Origin of the sequence: Allopontixanthobacter sp. (assembly GCF_034376665.1) — a bacterium.
Taxonomy (GTDB): Bacteria; Pseudomonadota; Alphaproteobacteria; order Sphingomonadales; family Sphingomonadaceae; genus Allopontixanthobacter.
Genome location: NZ_JAXMJI010000102.1, coordinates 36,731 through 50,491 on the forward strand (window position 1 = coordinate 36,731; position 13,761 = coordinate 50,491).

The window sequence follows — 13,761 nt, forward strand, 5'->3', positions numbered from 1 at the left end:
CTGGCGATATCGCGGCCCTTGTCGAATCCGCACGGTTGCGCGTCAAGCGATAGCTGTCCCCACTGTCCCCAGCCTGTCGATAACAGACTTATCCCGGCCGCAAGTCCGGGTCCAATGACCTGTCAGCGGGGAGCGAATTCCCGTCGGAACTTGTCGCCGCACTTGTCCCGTGGTTTATGCCGGAACTTGTCCACACGCCCCTTTCCCCGCGAGGAGCCGATAGGCGCGTCCTCCAGCAGCAGGCCGAACATGAGTCAATTGCACTTGCATCTGGTGTCCGATTCAACCGGGGAAACGCTGGAAATGGTCGCCAATGCCGCCCTCGCGCAATTCGAGAATGCCAAGATTGTCCGCCATTTCTGGCCGATGGTGCGTTCGCGCCAGCATCTCGACCGCATCGTCCCCGATTTGGCGGATAATCCCGGTCTGGTGCTGTTCACGCTCGTCAATCCCGAGACCCGCGACCGGCTGGAGGAACATTGCCGCCAGCTCGGGCTGCCGGCGGTTCCGGCTCTCGACGCGGTCACCGCCGCCCTGGAAACCCAGCTCGGCCAGGAAGCGCACGGACGTCCGGGCCGTCAGCATATCATGGACGCCGCCTATTTCGGCCGGGTCGACGCGATCCACTTTACCATCGCGCATGATGACGGGGTGGGATCGGAGGATTGGGAAGATGCCGATATCGTGCTCGCCGGGGTTTCGCGGTGTTCCAAGACGCCGACCAGCATTTATCTCGCTAACCGCGGATACAAGACCGCCAATATTCCGCTGGTGATCGAAAGCCCCCCGCCCGCCGCGCTGTTCGGGTTGCAGCACCCCTTGGTGGTAGGTCTGACCACCGCGCCGGACCGGCTGGTCCAGATCCGCCGTAACCGGCTCCTCAGCATGAACGAAACCGCCGAAACCTCCTATGTCGACAGCGACCGGGTGCGCGAGGAAATCCAGTACGCCCGGCGGATGTTTGCCGACAATGGCTGGCCGGTGATCGACGTGACCCGCCGCTCGATCGAGGAAACCGCCGCCGCAGTCATCAAGCTGCTCAACGAACGCGGCAAGCTGGAGACCCCTTCGCACCGCGGGCCGAAACCGATATGAGCGGGAAGCGATGATCGTCCTTGCTTCCAAAAGCTCTTCGCGCAGGGCGATGCTGAACGCGGCCGGGGTAGCCTATGAAGCCGTGACCGCCGATCTGGACGAGCGCGCGCTGGAGGCGGAGCTGGACGGCCAGCCATCGGCGGAAATTGCCCTCGCTCTGGCCCGCGCCAAGGCGGCTGCGCTGTCGGGCCAATATCCGGGCCGGATCATCCTCGGCAGCGATTCGCTGGTCTCAGTAGAGGGCAAACGGTTCGACAAGCCCGCGGACCGCGCCGCGGCGGCGCAGCATCTGCGGTATTTCTCGGGCAAGACGATGGATCTTCACAGCGCGGCGGCGCTCGTCCGCGACGGCGAGATCCTGTGGCATCATGCAGACCGGGCGCAGCTGAAGGTGCGCGCTTTGTCGGACGAATTCATCGAGCTCTATCTCGCCGCCGAATGGCCCGAAGTGTCGCACTGCGTCGGCGTATTCCGGATCGAGGCGCGCGGCGTGCAATTGTTCGAATCGATTGTCGGCGACCAGTTTACCGTCCTGGGTATGCCGCTGTTGCCGCTGCTTGCGGCGCTGCGCGATCTGGGGGAGCTGCCGTCATGAGCCGTGCCGGTATCCCCTATGCCGAAGTGATCGGCGATCCGATCGCCCAGTCGAAATCGCCCGCGATCCATAATTTCTGGCTCGAAAGGCTTGGTATCGAGGCGGAATACCGCGCGGTGCGGGTAACCGCAGACGGACTTGCAGATTATCTCGCCGAGCGGCGAAACGATCCCGCCTGGCGCGGCTGCAATGTGACCATGCCGCTCAAGCTTGCCGTCATGCCGCTGCTGGACTCTCTCGACGAGGCCGCGCGTACAATCGGCGCGGTGAACACAATTTACCCGGGCTTGGGCCGCCTGCTGGCCGGCACCAACACCGACGCCGCCGGATTTCTGGAGCCGCTGGCGGCGGAGCTGGGGGACAGCCATTATTTCCGCATGGCGCGGATCATCGGAGCGGGCGGCGCGGCGCGCGCGATCGTTTCCGCGCTTGGCAGCCGGGGCTTCACGCTGGTGGTGGCCGCACGTGATCCCGCCAAGGCGCGCGCCCTGCTGGACGAGCTTGCCGCCGGAAGCGATCACCATGCCGCCAGCCTGTCCCATTTTGCCAATCCCACCGACTTTGCCTTCGATGCCCGCGAGGGATGCTGCGATCTGGTGATCAATGCCAGCCCATTGGGAATGCACGGATCGCCGCCCTTGCGATTCGACTTCAGCCATGCCCCGCCGGGCAGTATCGTCTATGATATAGTGACAGACCCGGTGGAAACTGAGTTTCTGATTGGAGCCAGGGCCGCCGGTTTTCGCACGGTGGACGGATTGTCGATGCTGATCGGGCAGGCCGCGGCAGCGTTTGAACTGTTTTTCGGCGTTGCACCGCCGCGAGAATGCGATGCCGAACTGCGCGCGGCGCTGATGCAATGAGCACATTCGGCCATCATCTGATTCTGGGGCTTACCGGATCCATCGGCATGGGCAAATCGACCGTGGCGCGGATGTTCGAGGATGAAGGCGTTCCCGTGTTCGATGCCGACGCCGCGGTCCATGTTCTGCAAGGGCCTGGCGGCGCCTTGCTCGATGCGATCGAAGCAGAATTCCCCGAATCGACCGGTCCCGGCGGGGTCGACCGGGTGAGATTGGGGGAACAGGTGTTCAAGGATCCCGAGGCGCTCGCCCGGCTGGAGGGGATCGTGCATCCCGCGGTCGCCGAACTGCGCTCGGAATTCCTGCTCGAACACGCCGGTGCGCCGATCCTGCTGTTCGACATCCCGCTGCTGTTCGAAAAGGGCGGCGAAAAGCGGGTGGACCAAATTGTGGTCGTTTCGGCCCCGGCTGAAATCCAACGCCAGCGGGTGCTTGGCCGCCCCGGCATGACGGCCGAAAAATTCGCCCATATCCTCAGCCTGCAGGTGCCCGATGCGGACAAGCGCGCCCGCGCCGATCATGTGATCGATACTTCGGGCAGCCTCGACGAGACGCGCCAGGCGGTGCGCGAACTTGTCGCGCAGCTCAAACGGTCCCGCGCCGCCGACTGACCGGCGTATTTTGGATCGATTGACCCTTGCGCACCGCCACCCGCGCGCCGATACTATAGCTGATGCGCGAGATAGTCTTCGATACAGAAACCACCGGTCTCGACCCCCGTAGCGGGGACCGCATGGTCGAAATCGGCTGCGTCGAAATGATCAACAAGGTCGCCACCGGGCGCACTTACCACGCCTATTTCAATCCTGAGCGGGATATGCCCGCCGGGGCCGAGGCGGTCCACGGCCTCTCGTCGGCCTTCCTGTCGGACAAGCCGCTTTTTTCCCACACGGTCGAGGAATTGCTGGATTTCCTCGAGGACGCGCCGCTCGTCGCGCATAATGCCGGATTCGATTTCGGATTTCTCAATGCGGAGCTGACCATCGTGTCGCGGGAACCGGTGTGCACCAGCCGGATGGTCGATACCGTTGCGATTGCGCGCAAGAAGCATCCGGGGGCAAAGCTGTCGCTCGATGCGCTGTGCAGCCGCTACGGGGTCGATCGCAGCCACCGGGTCAAGCACGGCGCTCTGCTCGATGCCGAATTGCTCGCCCAGGTCTATGTCGAACTGACCGGCGGCCGCCAGATCGGGCTGGAGCTGGCCGCCGAGACGGTGCAGATCGAGGTCCCCGCCGGCGTGCTGTCCGACGCGCCGCCGCGGTCCGACCGCCGTGCGCCGCGGGCCCATGCGGCGAGCGCGGCAGAACTCGGCCGACATCTGGAATTTCTCCAGAAAATTCAGTCCCCGCTTTGGGGGCGATGAAGCGATCCTCAACCCGCGAGCCGCCATCATTTTGCTTGGCGGCGCGCGATAACGAAAGGGTAGTAGCGATGGATATTCGTGTTTCAGGCCACCAGTTGGATACCGGAGCCGCGCTCCAGGATCATGCGGCGGACCGCTTGAACGCCATCGTCGAGAAATATTTCAACCGGGCGCTGTCCTCCCAGGTTACCTTCGGCAAGGCGCCTGCCGGGGCGTTCAGCTGCGACATCGTTACCCACGTAATGCAGGGGATGATCGTGAAGAGCCACGGCGTGGCGCAGGATGCCCACCAGGCGCTGGATCAGGCGGTTAACAAGATCGATACCCAGCTGCGGCGGTACAAGCGGCGGCTGAACGATCGCCACGAACAGGCCGCCCATTCGGTCCAGGAAGAAGAAGCGGCTTACCGCATCTTTGCGGCTCCCGAGCCCGATGAATTCGAAGAAATGGCCGATGCACCGCTGATCGTGGCGGAAACCAAGGTCGATATTCCCGAATCCAGCGTGGCCGACGCGGTCATGATGCTCGATTTGCGGCACACCAACGCCATGTTCTTCAAAAATGCTGGAACCGGACGCCATAATATGGTGTATCGCCGCAACGATGGATCGATCGGCTGGGTCGAACCGCACTGATGTCTGACATCGGGATCCAGACAGTCCGCGATTAGGGCACGCTGCCCTGAATTCGCTGGATGGTTTCGCAGATCGAACGTGCGAAACCCGGTAGTGCTTCGGAGATAGCTATGCGCGGAACGCGAATCGTCGCGCCCAGTTGTGGCATAGCCCTAGAGGATGGATCCCCCCCTCCCCTGCAAAGATCGGAACCATGTACGCAAACCTGAAACTTTCGCGAGCTGCCGTGGCGACCTGCGGTGCCGACAGCAAGGCGGCTGTCCTGGCGGCGCTGTCTGCCTGTTTTGCCGATGCCTACGACCTGGACCGGGCAACGGTTCTGGAAGGGCTGGAGGAACGCGAGCGCCTCGGGAGTACCGGATTCGGCCGCCGGGTCGCCATTCCGCACGCGCGGGTCGGTGGTATCGAATTCCCGGTCGTTGCCTTGATCAAGCTCGATGCCCCGGTGGATTTCAAAGCCGCTGACGGCATACCGGTCGATTTGGTCTTCGGTCTGTTGTCCCCGCCTAACGCCGGTGCGGGCCATCTGCACGCGCTCGCCGCGATCTCCCGCATGATCCGCGATGAGAAAATCTACGATGCTCTGCAGCGCGCCGAGGATGCGGATGCGCTGTTTGCCACTCTCACCAATCTGCCCGACAGCGTCATTGCGAACGATAATCCAGGCGGAGCGGCCCGTGAAAGCGCCTGACGCACCCGTTTCTGACCCCGCAGCCGGTTCCGGTGCGGACCTGCATTACCGGGCGCTGGAACGGCTGTACCGGTCTGCCCCGGTCAATGCCCTGTTCGATTCCAGCCTCCATATCGAAGGCGAGGGCAGCGCGCGGTTGATCTTCCAGGTCACCGAAAGCTGCTATCATGCCGCAGGCGCTGCGCATGGCACGATCTATTTCAAGATGCTCGACGATGCCGCCTTCTATGCCGCCAACACTCTCGTTACCGATCGTTTTCTGCTGACCACCTCGTTCAACCTTCACTTCACCAAGCCCGTCCGGAACGGCCAGGTAATCGCCGAAGGCCGCTGGATCAGCGGCCGCCGCCGTGTCTATGTCGCCGAATCGCGGTTGATCGACGAAGAAGGGGACGAAATCGGACGCGGTACCGGCACCTTCATGCGTTCGCGCATCTTGCTCTCCAGCTTGCCCGGCTACAGCGCGGCGCGGGAATGACCGGGATGGATGCCCGGCTCCCGGCTCACCTCGAAGTTTCCGGTCTGCTCCGGATGGCGGAAGCAGATGGCGGCTTTGCGGCAGTGCTCGCCAAAGGGGAGCGCGATGCGGGAACCATACTGGTCCTGACCATGGAAAAGGGCCGGAACCGGGTGCTGTACGAACGTATGCCGCAGCTCGATGGGTCCCGCAAGTTCGTGCCGGTCAAAGAGCACGATATGGATAATGTGGAGGAATTCGATGAATATCTGGCCCGTCGCAAGCGGCAGGACGGCGATCTCTGGATTGTGGAAGTAGACATCGCAAATCCAGAACGGTTCATCGCAGCCCTCAATCCCTGAGTTGACTTAGTTTCAAATGAACCTATTTGGCGCCGAGCTTCCGAAAGCGAGGGCGGCCACGATAACACCCGGTTATCTGGTTTGCACGCAGACGGGTGGCGGCCGGCAGGCCAATAGCGGACCGTACTACGAATTTCTTCCCACGGTCCCAGCCTGCGTCTGAGCGCGTCAACCGCCCTAACGAATGAGTAGATGAGTCGTAAGGCCCAGTTTGCCGGCCTGATCGCGATTGCCGCGACCGGGACCGTAGTTTTTGCCAGCGCCAGCGCCGCGAGTTCAAGCGCTATTGCCCAACAGGGCGAATCCGCGGAAATTTCCGCACTCCCTCTTACCGACGAAACCGTGCCGGTGTTCGTGTCCGAGGAAGTGGTCCAACCGCTTCCGGCAGAACCAGCGTCCGAGGGCGCGCCGCAGGCATCGTCGTTGAAGCAGCTTATTTCCGCCGTTCACGCACCGGATGCGCTGTCTCCCGAAATGGAATGCCTCGCCGGGGCCGTCTATTTCGAATCGCGCGGCGAACCCGTGGACGGGCAGCTAGCCGTGGCCCAGGTGGTAGTGAACCGGGCCGAATCCCGCCAGTTCCCTTCGAGCTATTGCGGCGTAGTGTACCAGCGCTCGCAGTTTTCCTTCATCAAGGGCGGCGCCATGCCGCACATCAAGCGCAGTTCGGCCGCATGGACCCGCGCCAAGACCATTGCCCGCATTGCCCACGAGGGGATGTGGGACAGCGAGGTCGGCGATTCGCTCTATTTCCATGCGAACTACGTGCGGCCGAAATGGAGCCGCACGAAAATCGCCCGCGCGACGATCGACAGCCATATCTTTTACCGCTGATCGCGGATCAGGACCGGATTTCGAACCACACCGGGGCGTGATCGCTGGCCTTTTCGCGCCCGCGGTGGTCCTTGTCCACGCCTGCGGCGACCAGCCGGTCCGCCAGTTCGGGCGACAGCAGCATGTGGTCGATCCGGAATCCGTGATCGCGCTGCCACGCGCCCGCCTGATAATCCCAATAGGTCCACACCCCGCCCCGCGGGTTTAGGGTGCGCAGCGCGTCGGTCCAGCCGTCGCCCAGCAGCTGCGCATAGGCGTCGCGGGATTGAGGCTGCATCAGCGCGTCATCTTCCATCGCCTTGGGTGACCAGACATCGTCGTCATGCGGAATGACGTTGAAATCGCCGATCACCGCGCAGGGTATTTCCAGCGCCCACAGATCCTGCATCCGCGCGCGCAGCCGTTTCATCCACGCCAGCTTGTAATCGAATTTGGGCCCCGGCTGCGGATTGCCGTTGGGCAGATAGATGCACGCAATCCGGACCCCGCCGACCTCGGCCTCGAGATAGCGGGCGTGATCGTCCTCTGTATCGGCCGGCGACAGATGCGGCAGGCCGCGCAGGGTTTCGACCGGTTTCACCCCGTCCGCCAGGATGGCGACACCGTTGAAGCTTTTCTGGCCGTGCCAGATCGCCTGATAGCCGATCTTCTCGAATTCCTCGGCGGGAAAGCCCTCGTCCTGGCTCTTGACCTCCTGCAGGCAAGCCACGCTCGGCCGGGTTTCCTCAAGCCATTCGAGCAGGCGGGGCAGGCGCGCCTTGACGCCGTTGATGTTGAAGCTGGCGATTTTCATGGGTCCGGCATTAGCCCGAAATTCCGGGTCCCGTCCATTGCCGGATAAAATCTCAGATGCCGAAGCTGGACCCGCATCCGCAGCCCGCCGCCGCTTGCGGATTTTCGACCTTGAAAGCCGCACCGCCCAGCGATTCGACGAAATCGACCACGCTGCCCGAAACCAGGTCGAGGCTGACCGGATCGACGATCAGCTTCACGCCTTCGGTTTCGCTCACCATATCATCGGCGTCCGCGCCGTCGGCCAGGTCGAATTTATACTGGAAGCCGGAACAGCCTCCGCCCTCGACCGACAGCCGCAGGATCGCTGGCTTGGCCTGCTTTTCAGCGATCCACGCCACCCGTTTGGCGGCAGAAGGTGTCAGGGTGAGAGTGTCGGACATGGGCCTTATGTAGGACGCGCAGGCCGCCCGCTCAAGGCGCGGCAGCCAAGATTCGCCAGCAACCGGCCGGGCGGGTCATGCGGTCTGGATATAAGTCCGCAAAGCTTCGGCTTCATGGCGCACCTCATCAAGCCGCGATTTCACCAGGTCGCCGATGGAAATGAAGCCGCGCAGCGCCCCGTTTTCCAGCACCGGCAAATGGCGAATCCTTCGCCGGGTCATCAGGGCGAGGGCATCGAGCACCGTTTCCTGCGCACCGACCGTAATCGCAGGCGCGGTCATCACTTCGCCAACCGCGCAATCGAGGCATTTTTCGCCCATTTCCGCGACCCGGTAGATCAGGTCGCGCTCGGAAAAGATCCCGGCGACCATCGATCCGTTCATCACCGGCAGCGCGCCGATCCGCTTTCCGGCGAGCAGGGCGACGACTTCGCGCACCGGCATGTCGATCGTGCAATGGATAATGTCTGCCGGATCGCGGCTCGCAATCAATGTGGCAATCTGCATCGCAACTCCCCTTTCCGCAGCGGCCGGCATGTTTTCCGGCCCGGAGGAAATATGCCACGAAAAGCCGTTCATGGCGAATCCGCGCGTGATGATGGCGGCGCGGAGGTCAAAGCAGGCGTTGAAAGCACGCCTTGCGCGCCTTACTGTTGGACCATGACCAAGAAATCCCCCCTCGACGATCCCGAAAAAGCTGCCTTTGCGTGGGATCGTTACCGGCGGCTCATGCGGTTCATGTTCCTGCTGACCACCGGCACGGTGATCATCGCCATCGCAGTGCTGTATAAATTCAACGGCATGGTGTCGGTGCATTTCTACATCGCGACCGCGCTCGGCATCGGTTTTGCGATGCTGCTGATGTCGGCGTTGATGGGGCTGGTGTTCCTGTCCAGCGGGACAGGGCACGACGAATCAGTCGAAGATCTGAGCGAACCCCGCAATCGCGATTGATCCCGGCGTTCAGGCGGGCGGAGCGCCGGTCAGGCGGAATTCCTCGACCACTTCGCCGCCGATCAGATGGCGCTGGATGATTTGTTCCAGCACCTCCTCGTTGCACGAATGATACCACACGCGGTCAGGCCAGACGACCGCGATCGGCCCGGCGGCGCAAATCTGCAGGCAGTCGGCCTTGGCCCGCTGGACCCCGCCGATGGTGGCGCCGTCCTTGCCCGTTCGTTTGGGACCAACCAGATCCAGCTCTTTCAGCCGTTTCTTGAGGTAATGCCACGCCGCCTTGCCTTCGTCCAGGCTGCAGCATTTCTGCTTCTCCGACATCGCGCACAGGAAAATCTGCCGCTCGATGCTTTCGCCGCCGATCTTGGTCAGCGCCTGGCGCGCCTTGAGCAGTTCCTTCTCTGCGCTTACGGAATCGCAGCGCCGGGGGCCGCATCGTCCTTCAGCCAGCGGTCCAGCCAGCCGAAAACGGTGCTATGCCATTGGAGCGAGTTCTTCGGTTTCAGCACCCAGTGGTTTTCGTCCGGAAACACCAGCAGTTGTGAAGGTATGCCTTTGCGCTGCAGGGCCGTGAAGGACGCAATGCCCTGGGTATAGGGAATGCGGAAATCCTTCTCGCCGGTGATGACCAGCATCGGGGTCTGCCAATTGTTCACGTAATTGACCGGGTTCCATTTCTCGAATTCCTCGGGCGCTTCGAAATAGGCCTTGCCGCCGTGCTCCCATTCGATGAACCACAATTCCTCGGTCTCGTAATACATCGCCCGCTGATCGAACACGCCGTCGTGCTGGATCAGGCATTTGAACCGGTCGGGCCACTTCCCGGCGATCCAGTTCATCATGTATCCGCCATAGGATGCCCCCATCGCGCAGGCGTTGCCGCCGTCGATCTGGCGGTCGAGTTCCACCGCCGCGGCGAGGCCTTTCTGCAGGTCCTCCAGCGGCTTGCCGCCCCAGTCGCGGGTGATCGCACCGGTGAAGGCCTGGCCGTATCCGGTGCTGCCGTGGAAATCGACCGACACCACCGCGTAGCCCTGGCTGGCGACCACGCGCGGGTTCCACCGGCTGGACCAGCTGTCGTTGAAACTGCCCTGCGGCCCGCCGTGGACGTAAAGGATCGCGGGAAGTTTTTCGTCCGTTCCGGCAGGCTTGGTGATCTGGCCCCAGACCGTATCGCCATTCGCACCCGCAAAACTGAACCGGCGGGTGGTCACCGGCTGCAATTCCGCCAGCGCAACTGCGGTATGGCTGGTCAGTTGACGGCCCGGCGCATCGTCTGGCGCAAGATAGATCTCGGCGGGACTTTCAATCGTGTCGCGGGTGAACAGCAAAGCGCCGTCCGGCAGCGGCGCGACATTGCCGATATGCCCTTCGCGGCCCGGCGACAGGGTCAGGCGGGTGACGGTGCCGTCACGCGGATCAATCCGGAAGGCGGGCGTGTCGAGCACATCCTGCGCCGTCACCACCAGATAGCGCGAATCGGGGGTCCAGGCGATCGAACCGGCCGAGCGGTCCCATGCGGAGGTCACCGCACGTGTCTCGCCGGTATCGAGATCGCGCAGCTGGACCACCAGCCGGTCCGCTTCGTAACCGGGCCGTTCCATCGCGGCATAGGCGAGATATTTCCCGTCCGGAGACGGCGCAGGCAAGGTGTCGAACGCGGTGTTGGCTGCGGTCAAATTGACCGGCGCCTGTCCTGACAGGTCGGAGCGGTAGATATCGACATTGGTCGATACCGGCTCGTCCGCATTCGCTTTGCGTGCGGCGAAATAGACGGCGGAACTGTCCGGTGCCCAGGCCAGATCCTCCGTCCCGCCGAACGGTTTGGTCGGGGTGTCGCCAATCAGCGCACCTTCGCCCGCCGGGCCGTCCACGGCAGCGCCGTCACCGTAGAGCCGCCCCTCGACGATCGGAAATACGAAGGCGCGGCTGTAGATGCCGGGCGTCTCCCATTGGTCCCAGTGGCGGACAAAGCCGACATCGCCTTCATACAGCCGGCCAGTGCCGGGTCCGGGCAAATGGCTTCCCTTCGCATCGGCGCAGCCGAATGTCGGGCAGCTGCGCAGCACATCGCCGAACACCAACAGTTTGGTGCCATCGGGGGAAACCGAATAGCCGGCGATGTCCGCTTCCAAGGTGCTGACCTGAGACGGCGCGCCCGTGGGCCGTCCGTTTTGCACCGCAACGCGCCAGATCTGGCTTTTGCTGTCCCCGGCATCCGCGGCGCTGCCCGGCGCTGCGCGGGAGGAGAGGAAATAGAGATACCCGCCCGCGCCGAAACGGACATCGGAGGCCTCGCCGCCAAGGTCGAGCGGCATCGGACTGGCCGCAGGGTCTGCCAGGTCCAGGATGAAATGGCTGGTGCTGCGTTCGTAGGTATCCGGATCGGTCAGGGTCACCGGATAGACCGCGAACCGGCCATCGGGGCTGGTCGAAGGGCCGCCAACACGCGGCATGGTCACCAGATCCTGCGCGCTCATACCGGCGGCCTGGCCGGTAGCGGAGGTCGGCGCAGCCGCAAGCGAAAGTGCCAGGGCAATGGGTGCGAACAGGGGCTTCAGCCCGGATTTCATTGTCATGCGGGAGAGAGTTAGACGCTCTGCCAATGCGTGCAAGCGGATTTCGCGCACGCGCTGTCCGCGTTATCCGCGCTTTCCGGCAATGCGGGCGATTTCGGCCTGAACCATCTTTTCAACCATGCCCGGCAAGTTCCTTTCGATCCATTCGGACAGCATCGGGCGAAGCAATTCGCGCACCAGCCCCTCGAGAGAAGTTTCGCCCGACCGCACGATTTGCGGCTGGGCACCCGGTTTGGACAGCATCGCCAGCGCTGCGAAATTCTCGCGGATCGATTCGCGCAGCGGGTCGGCGGTCAGCGGTGTGTCGCCATCGTCGTCGGTGCTGTCTGGCTCACTATCGTTGAAATCATCGTCCTGTTCGACGAAGTCGGCCTCGCTGAGGTCGAGGATAGTATCGCTTTCGAGGGCTTCGCTTTCCGCCGGCTCGTCCGCCAGGCTTTCCTGCGGATCACCCGGCTGCTCGTCGGGCGGCCCGGACGCTGCCGCATCGGCACCGTCATCGAAAACATCTTTCAAACCTTCCGATTCGCGGCGACGGCGGACTTCGAGAGCCCCGGCGCGGTTGTCGCGCGCGATGACCTGCTTGATGGAGGCGAGGATCTCCTCGACCGAAGCTTCGCCTTGCTGGCGCATCATGCAATCATCCCCGTATTCGTGAACCGACGTCAGAGTGCCAGATTACCGGAATTCACCGGTTTGGCGAGTCCTCTGTTTGCTCAATCGCCGCATCGGGAGCAGGCACGTCGATCGTGCGTGTCGAGACGGCGACGGGTGCCGGATCGTTGTCCCAATCGGACCATTTGCCTTTGACGCGGTCGAAATTGACCTGTGGGTCGTACAGCAAGGTCTCGTCGCCCAGGCCGAGGTCACGGGCCTCCGCGCGGCCCATTGCAGCCAGCAGGCTGAAGCCAGCGACATAGGCGTTGCGCCGTGCGGTGACCAGTTGGACCCGGGCGTTGAGCAATTCCTGCTCTGCGTTCAGGATATCCAGGATCGTGCGGCTGCCGACAGTATTTTCCGCGCGCGTCCCCTCGAGACTGAGTTCGGCGGCGGCCACGGCGGACTGCGAGGATTCGATGATCGCGCTGGAGGCCTGCCAACTGGCATAGGCGGCGCGGACCTGCGCAATGGCGTCGCGCTCGGCCGCGATTTCCTGTTCCAGCGCCGCGCTGGCGATGGCTTGCGCCTGCCGCTCCAGCGCGGCGGGGCGGCCGCCCTGGAAGATGGGAATGCTGATCTGGACGCCCGCGCTGCCGGTCGTCTCGCTTTGCGAGAATTGCACGGCCGAAGGTCCGCCAAGCGTTCCGTAAAAATTGTTATAGTCGGTTCCGGCAAACAGCGAGACGGTGGGCAGGCGGTTCGCCCTGGTGACCTTGATATCGATGTCCGCGGCCTTGGCGTTTTCACGCGCCGCGATCAGGTCCGGATTGTATTCCAGGGCCGTATCGACCGCTTCGGCAGCCGTTGCCGGCAGAGCGGGCAGGGGCGGCGGCGGCTGCAGATTGTCGGGTGCCTCCCCGACCAGCTGGATATAGAATTCCCGCGCCCCGATCAGATTGGACTGGGCGGTGCGCAGATCGCTTTCGGCCAGCGCCAGACGCGACTGTGACTGGGCAATGTCCGTCCGCGTCAGGTCCCCGATTTCGAACCGGTCGCTGGTCGCCTGGAGGTTGACCGACAGGACATTGACCTGATTTGCGGTCAGCCCGACGATCGCCTGGTTGCGGATTACATCCATATAGGCGGCGACGACCTGGCTGAATATGGCCGATTCGGTCGCCCTGAGATTGGCCTGCCCGGCGTCGACCCGCACCTTTGCGGCGCGGACGCCGTTTTTCACCGCACCGCCGGAATAGATCGGAACGCCGAGATCGGCGCTCACGCTCAGGGTCCGTTCCGGCGCGGTGAAGCTGTTTGAGGAACGCTTCAGAAATTCCACATGGGTTGCGGTGGCACCGATGTTCGGGCGTCCGGCGGATTTTTCCAGCGGAACGAATTCATCGGTCGCGCGCTGGTTGGCGCGCGCTGCCTGCAATGTCGGATTGGTGCGATAGGCTTCGCTCAGCGCCTCGCGCAAGGTATCCGCCGCGGCCGGGCTGGCAATCAGACTGGACGCCGCGGCGAGCAGCGCGAGGCGGTTCACGCTGCGGCGCAT

At 63.3% G+C, this 13,761-nt stretch carries 18 protein-coding genes; 11 read left to right on the top strand and 7 right to left on the bottom strand.

Translation table 11 applies throughout. The features are described from left to right. Positions 1 to 249 precede the first annotated feature (249 nt). The 10 genes from U0988_RS11555 to U0988_RS11600 all read left to right on the top strand — a co-directional run bounded on the left by U0988_RS11555 (position 250) and on the right by U0988_RS11600 (position 6,895). A complete protein-coding gene (locus tag U0988_RS11555; protein ID WP_322292774.1) occupies positions 250 to 1,095 on the top strand; it encodes a pyruvate, water dikinase regulatory protein in 846 nt (281 codons plus the stop codon). 10 nt (positions 1,096 to 1,105) lie between these two features. Beyond that, complete coding sequence (locus U0988_RS11560) at positions 1,106 to 1,690, top strand: Maf family protein (RefSeq protein ID WP_322292775.1); 585 nt, start codon at positions 1,106 to 1,108, stop codon at positions 1,688 to 1,690. Further along, on the top strand, positions 1,687 to 2,553 hold the full coding sequence (locus U0988_RS11565) for a shikimate dehydrogenase (RefSeq protein WP_322292776.1): 867 nt from the start codon (positions 1,687 to 1,689) through the stop codon (positions 2,551 to 2,553). Before U0988_RS11560 ends, U0988_RS11565 begins: the two co-directional genes overlap by 4 nt. Then, positions 2,550 to 3,164 carry a dephospho-CoA kinase gene (coaE, locus tag U0988_RS11570; protein ID WP_322292777.1) on the top strand — a complete coding sequence of 205 codons (615 nt, stop codon included), beginning with the start codon at positions 2,550 to 2,552 and terminating at the stop codon, positions 3,162 to 3,164. The genes U0988_RS11565 and coaE overlap by 4 nt, the downstream gene beginning before the upstream one ends. Positions 3,165 to 3,226: 62 nt before the next feature. After that, positions 3,227 to 3,916: a DNA polymerase III subunit epsilon gene (dnaQ, locus tag U0988_RS11575; protein ID WP_322292778.1), complete on the top strand. Its 690-nt coding sequence runs from the start codon at positions 3,227 to 3,229 to the stop codon at positions 3,914 to 3,916. Positions 3,917 to 3,984: 68 nt separating this feature from the next. Continuing rightward, on the top strand, positions 3,985 to 4,551 hold the full coding sequence (hpf, locus tag U0988_RS11580) for a ribosome hibernation-promoting factor, HPF/YfiA family (RefSeq protein WP_322292779.1): 567 nt from the start codon (positions 3,985 to 3,987) through the stop codon (positions 4,549 to 4,551). 193 nt (positions 4,552 to 4,744) lie between these two features. After that, positions 4,745 to 5,242, top strand: coding sequence for a PTS sugar transporter subunit IIA (locus U0988_RS11585; RefSeq protein ID WP_322292780.1), 498 nt, complete (start codon positions 4,745 to 4,747; stop codon positions 5,240 to 5,242). Further along, positions 5,229 to 5,720: a PaaI family thioesterase gene (locus U0988_RS11590; protein WP_322292781.1), complete on the top strand. Its 492-nt coding sequence runs from the start codon at positions 5,229 to 5,231 to the stop codon at positions 5,718 to 5,720. Before U0988_RS11585 ends, U0988_RS11590 begins: the two co-directional genes overlap by 14 nt. A gap of 5 nt (positions 5,721 to 5,725) precedes the next feature. Further along, the gene (locus tag U0988_RS11595) at positions 5,726 to 6,061 is read left to right on the top strand and encodes a DUF1491 family protein (protein ID WP_322292819.1); all 336 of its coding nucleotides are present in this window, start codon (positions 5,726 to 5,728) and stop codon (positions 6,059 to 6,061) included. Positions 6,062 to 6,253: 192 nt separating this feature from the next. Next, a complete protein-coding gene (locus tag U0988_RS11600; RefSeq protein ID WP_322292782.1) occupies positions 6,254 to 6,895 on the top strand; it encodes a cell wall hydrolase in 642 nt (213 codons plus the stop codon). Positions 6,896 to 6,902: 7 nt separating this feature from the next. Here the strand turns inward: U0988_RS11600 and xth are convergent, their stop codons facing one another. The 3 genes from xth to U0988_RS11615 form a co-directional block, all read right to left on the bottom strand. After that, positions 6,903 to 7,688, bottom strand: a complete 786-nt coding sequence (xth, locus tag U0988_RS11605) for an exodeoxyribonuclease III (RefSeq protein WP_322292783.1) — start codon at positions 7,686 to 7,688, stop codon at positions 6,903 to 6,905. Between the two features lie 52 nt (positions 7,689 to 7,740). Further along, a complete protein-coding gene (locus tag U0988_RS11610) occupies positions 7,741 to 8,070 on the bottom strand; it encodes a HesB/IscA family protein (protein WP_322292784.1) in 330 nt (109 codons plus the stop codon). 75 nt (positions 8,071 to 8,145) lie between these two features. Then, the gene (locus U0988_RS11615) at positions 8,146 to 8,577 is read right to left on the bottom strand and encodes a CBS domain-containing protein (RefSeq protein WP_322292820.1); all 432 of its coding nucleotides are present in this window, start codon (positions 8,575 to 8,577) and stop codon (positions 8,146 to 8,148) included. A 153-nt stretch (positions 8,578 to 8,730) separates the two neighbouring features. On the opposite strand from U0988_RS11615, the gene U0988_RS11620 reads away from it, so the two are divergent. Then, positions 8,731 to 9,024 (top strand): hypothetical protein, encoded by a 294-nt coding sequence (locus U0988_RS11620; protein ID WP_322292785.1) that lies wholly within the window; start codon positions 8,731 to 8,733, stop codon positions 9,022 to 9,024. A 9-nt stretch (positions 9,025 to 9,033) separates the two neighbouring features. Here the strand turns inward: U0988_RS11620 and U0988_RS11625 are convergent, their stop codons facing one another. The 4 genes from U0988_RS11625 to U0988_RS11640 form a co-directional block, all read right to left on the bottom strand. Next, entirely contained in the window at positions 9,034 to 9,420 is a 387-nt protein-coding gene (locus U0988_RS11625; protein ID WP_322292821.1) for a (2Fe-2S) ferredoxin domain-containing protein, read from the bottom strand. Positions 9,421 to 9,434: 14 nt separating this feature from the next. After that, positions 9,435 to 11,600, bottom strand: a complete 2,166-nt coding sequence (locus U0988_RS11630; protein WP_322292822.1) for a S9 family peptidase — start codon at positions 11,598 to 11,600, stop codon at positions 9,435 to 9,437. Between the two features lie 69 nt (positions 11,601 to 11,669). Next, positions 11,670 to 12,239, bottom strand: coding sequence for a DUF2497 domain-containing protein (locus U0988_RS11635; RefSeq protein WP_322292823.1), 570 nt, complete (start codon positions 12,237 to 12,239; stop codon positions 11,670 to 11,672). A gap of 55 nt (positions 12,240 to 12,294) precedes the next feature. Further along, positions 12,295 to 13,761 (bottom strand): TolC family outer membrane protein, encoded by a 1,467-nt coding sequence (locus U0988_RS11640; protein WP_322292786.1) that lies wholly within the window; start codon positions 13,759 to 13,761, stop codon positions 12,295 to 12,297.

Excerpts from the sequence above, each read along its gene's own strand:
- U0988_RS11555 (WP_322292774.1), top strand. The coding sequence starts at position 250 with ATGAGTCAATTGCACTTGCATCTGGTGTCCGATTCAACCGGGGAAACG.
- U0988_RS11560 (WP_322292775.1), top strand. The coding sequence starts at position 1,106 with ATGATCGTCCTTGCTTCCAAAAGCTCTTCGCGCAGGGCGATGCTGAAC.
- U0988_RS11565 (WP_322292776.1), top strand. The coding sequence starts at position 1,687 with ATGAGCCGTGCCGGTATCCCCTATGCCGAAGTGATCGGCGATCCGATC.
- coaE (WP_322292777.1), top strand. The coding sequence starts at position 2,550 with ATGAGCACATTCGGCCATCATCTGATTCTGGGGCTTACCGGATCCATC.
- dnaQ (WP_322292778.1), top strand. The coding sequence starts at position 3,227 with ATGCGCGAGATAGTCTTCGATACAGAAACCACCGGTCTCGACCCCCGT.
- hpf (WP_322292779.1), top strand. The coding sequence starts at position 3,985 with ATGGATATTCGTGTTTCAGGCCACCAGTTGGATACCGGAGCCGCGCTC.
- U0988_RS11585 (WP_322292780.1), top strand. The coding sequence starts at position 4,745 with ATGTACGCAAACCTGAAACTTTCGCGAGCTGCCGTGGCGACCTGCGGT.
- U0988_RS11595 (WP_322292819.1), top strand. The coding sequence starts at position 5,726 with ATGGATGCCCGGCTCCCGGCTCACCTCGAAGTTTCCGGTCTGCTCCGG.
- U0988_RS11600 (WP_322292782.1), top strand. The coding sequence starts at position 6,254 with ATGAGTCGTAAGGCCCAGTTTGCCGGCCTGATCGCGATTGCCGCGACC.
- xth (WP_322292783.1), bottom strand. The coding sequence starts at position 7,688 with ATGAAAATCGCCAGCTTCAACATCAACGGCGTCAAGGCGCGCCTGCCC.
- U0988_RS11610 (WP_322292784.1), bottom strand. The coding sequence starts at position 8,070 with ATGTCCGACACTCTCACCCTGACACCTTCTGCCGCCAAACGGGTGGCG.
- U0988_RS11615 (WP_322292820.1), bottom strand. The coding sequence starts at position 8,577 with ATGCAGATTGCCACATTGATTGCGAGCCGCGATCCGGCAGACATTATC.
- U0988_RS11620 (WP_322292785.1), top strand. The coding sequence starts at position 8,731 with ATGACCAAGAAATCCCCCCTCGACGATCCCGAAAAAGCTGCCTTTGCG.
- U0988_RS11630 (WP_322292822.1), bottom strand. The coding sequence starts at position 11,600 with ATGAAATCCGGGCTGAAGCCCCTGTTCGCACCCATTGCCCTGGCACTT.
- U0988_RS11635 (WP_322292823.1), bottom strand. The coding sequence starts at position 12,239 with ATGCGCCAGCAAGGCGAAGCTTCGGTCGAGGAGATCCTCGCCTCCATC.
- U0988_RS11640 (WP_322292786.1), bottom strand. The coding sequence starts at position 13,761 with ATGCGCCGCAGCGTGAACCGCCTCGCGCTGCTCGCCGCGGCGTCCAGT.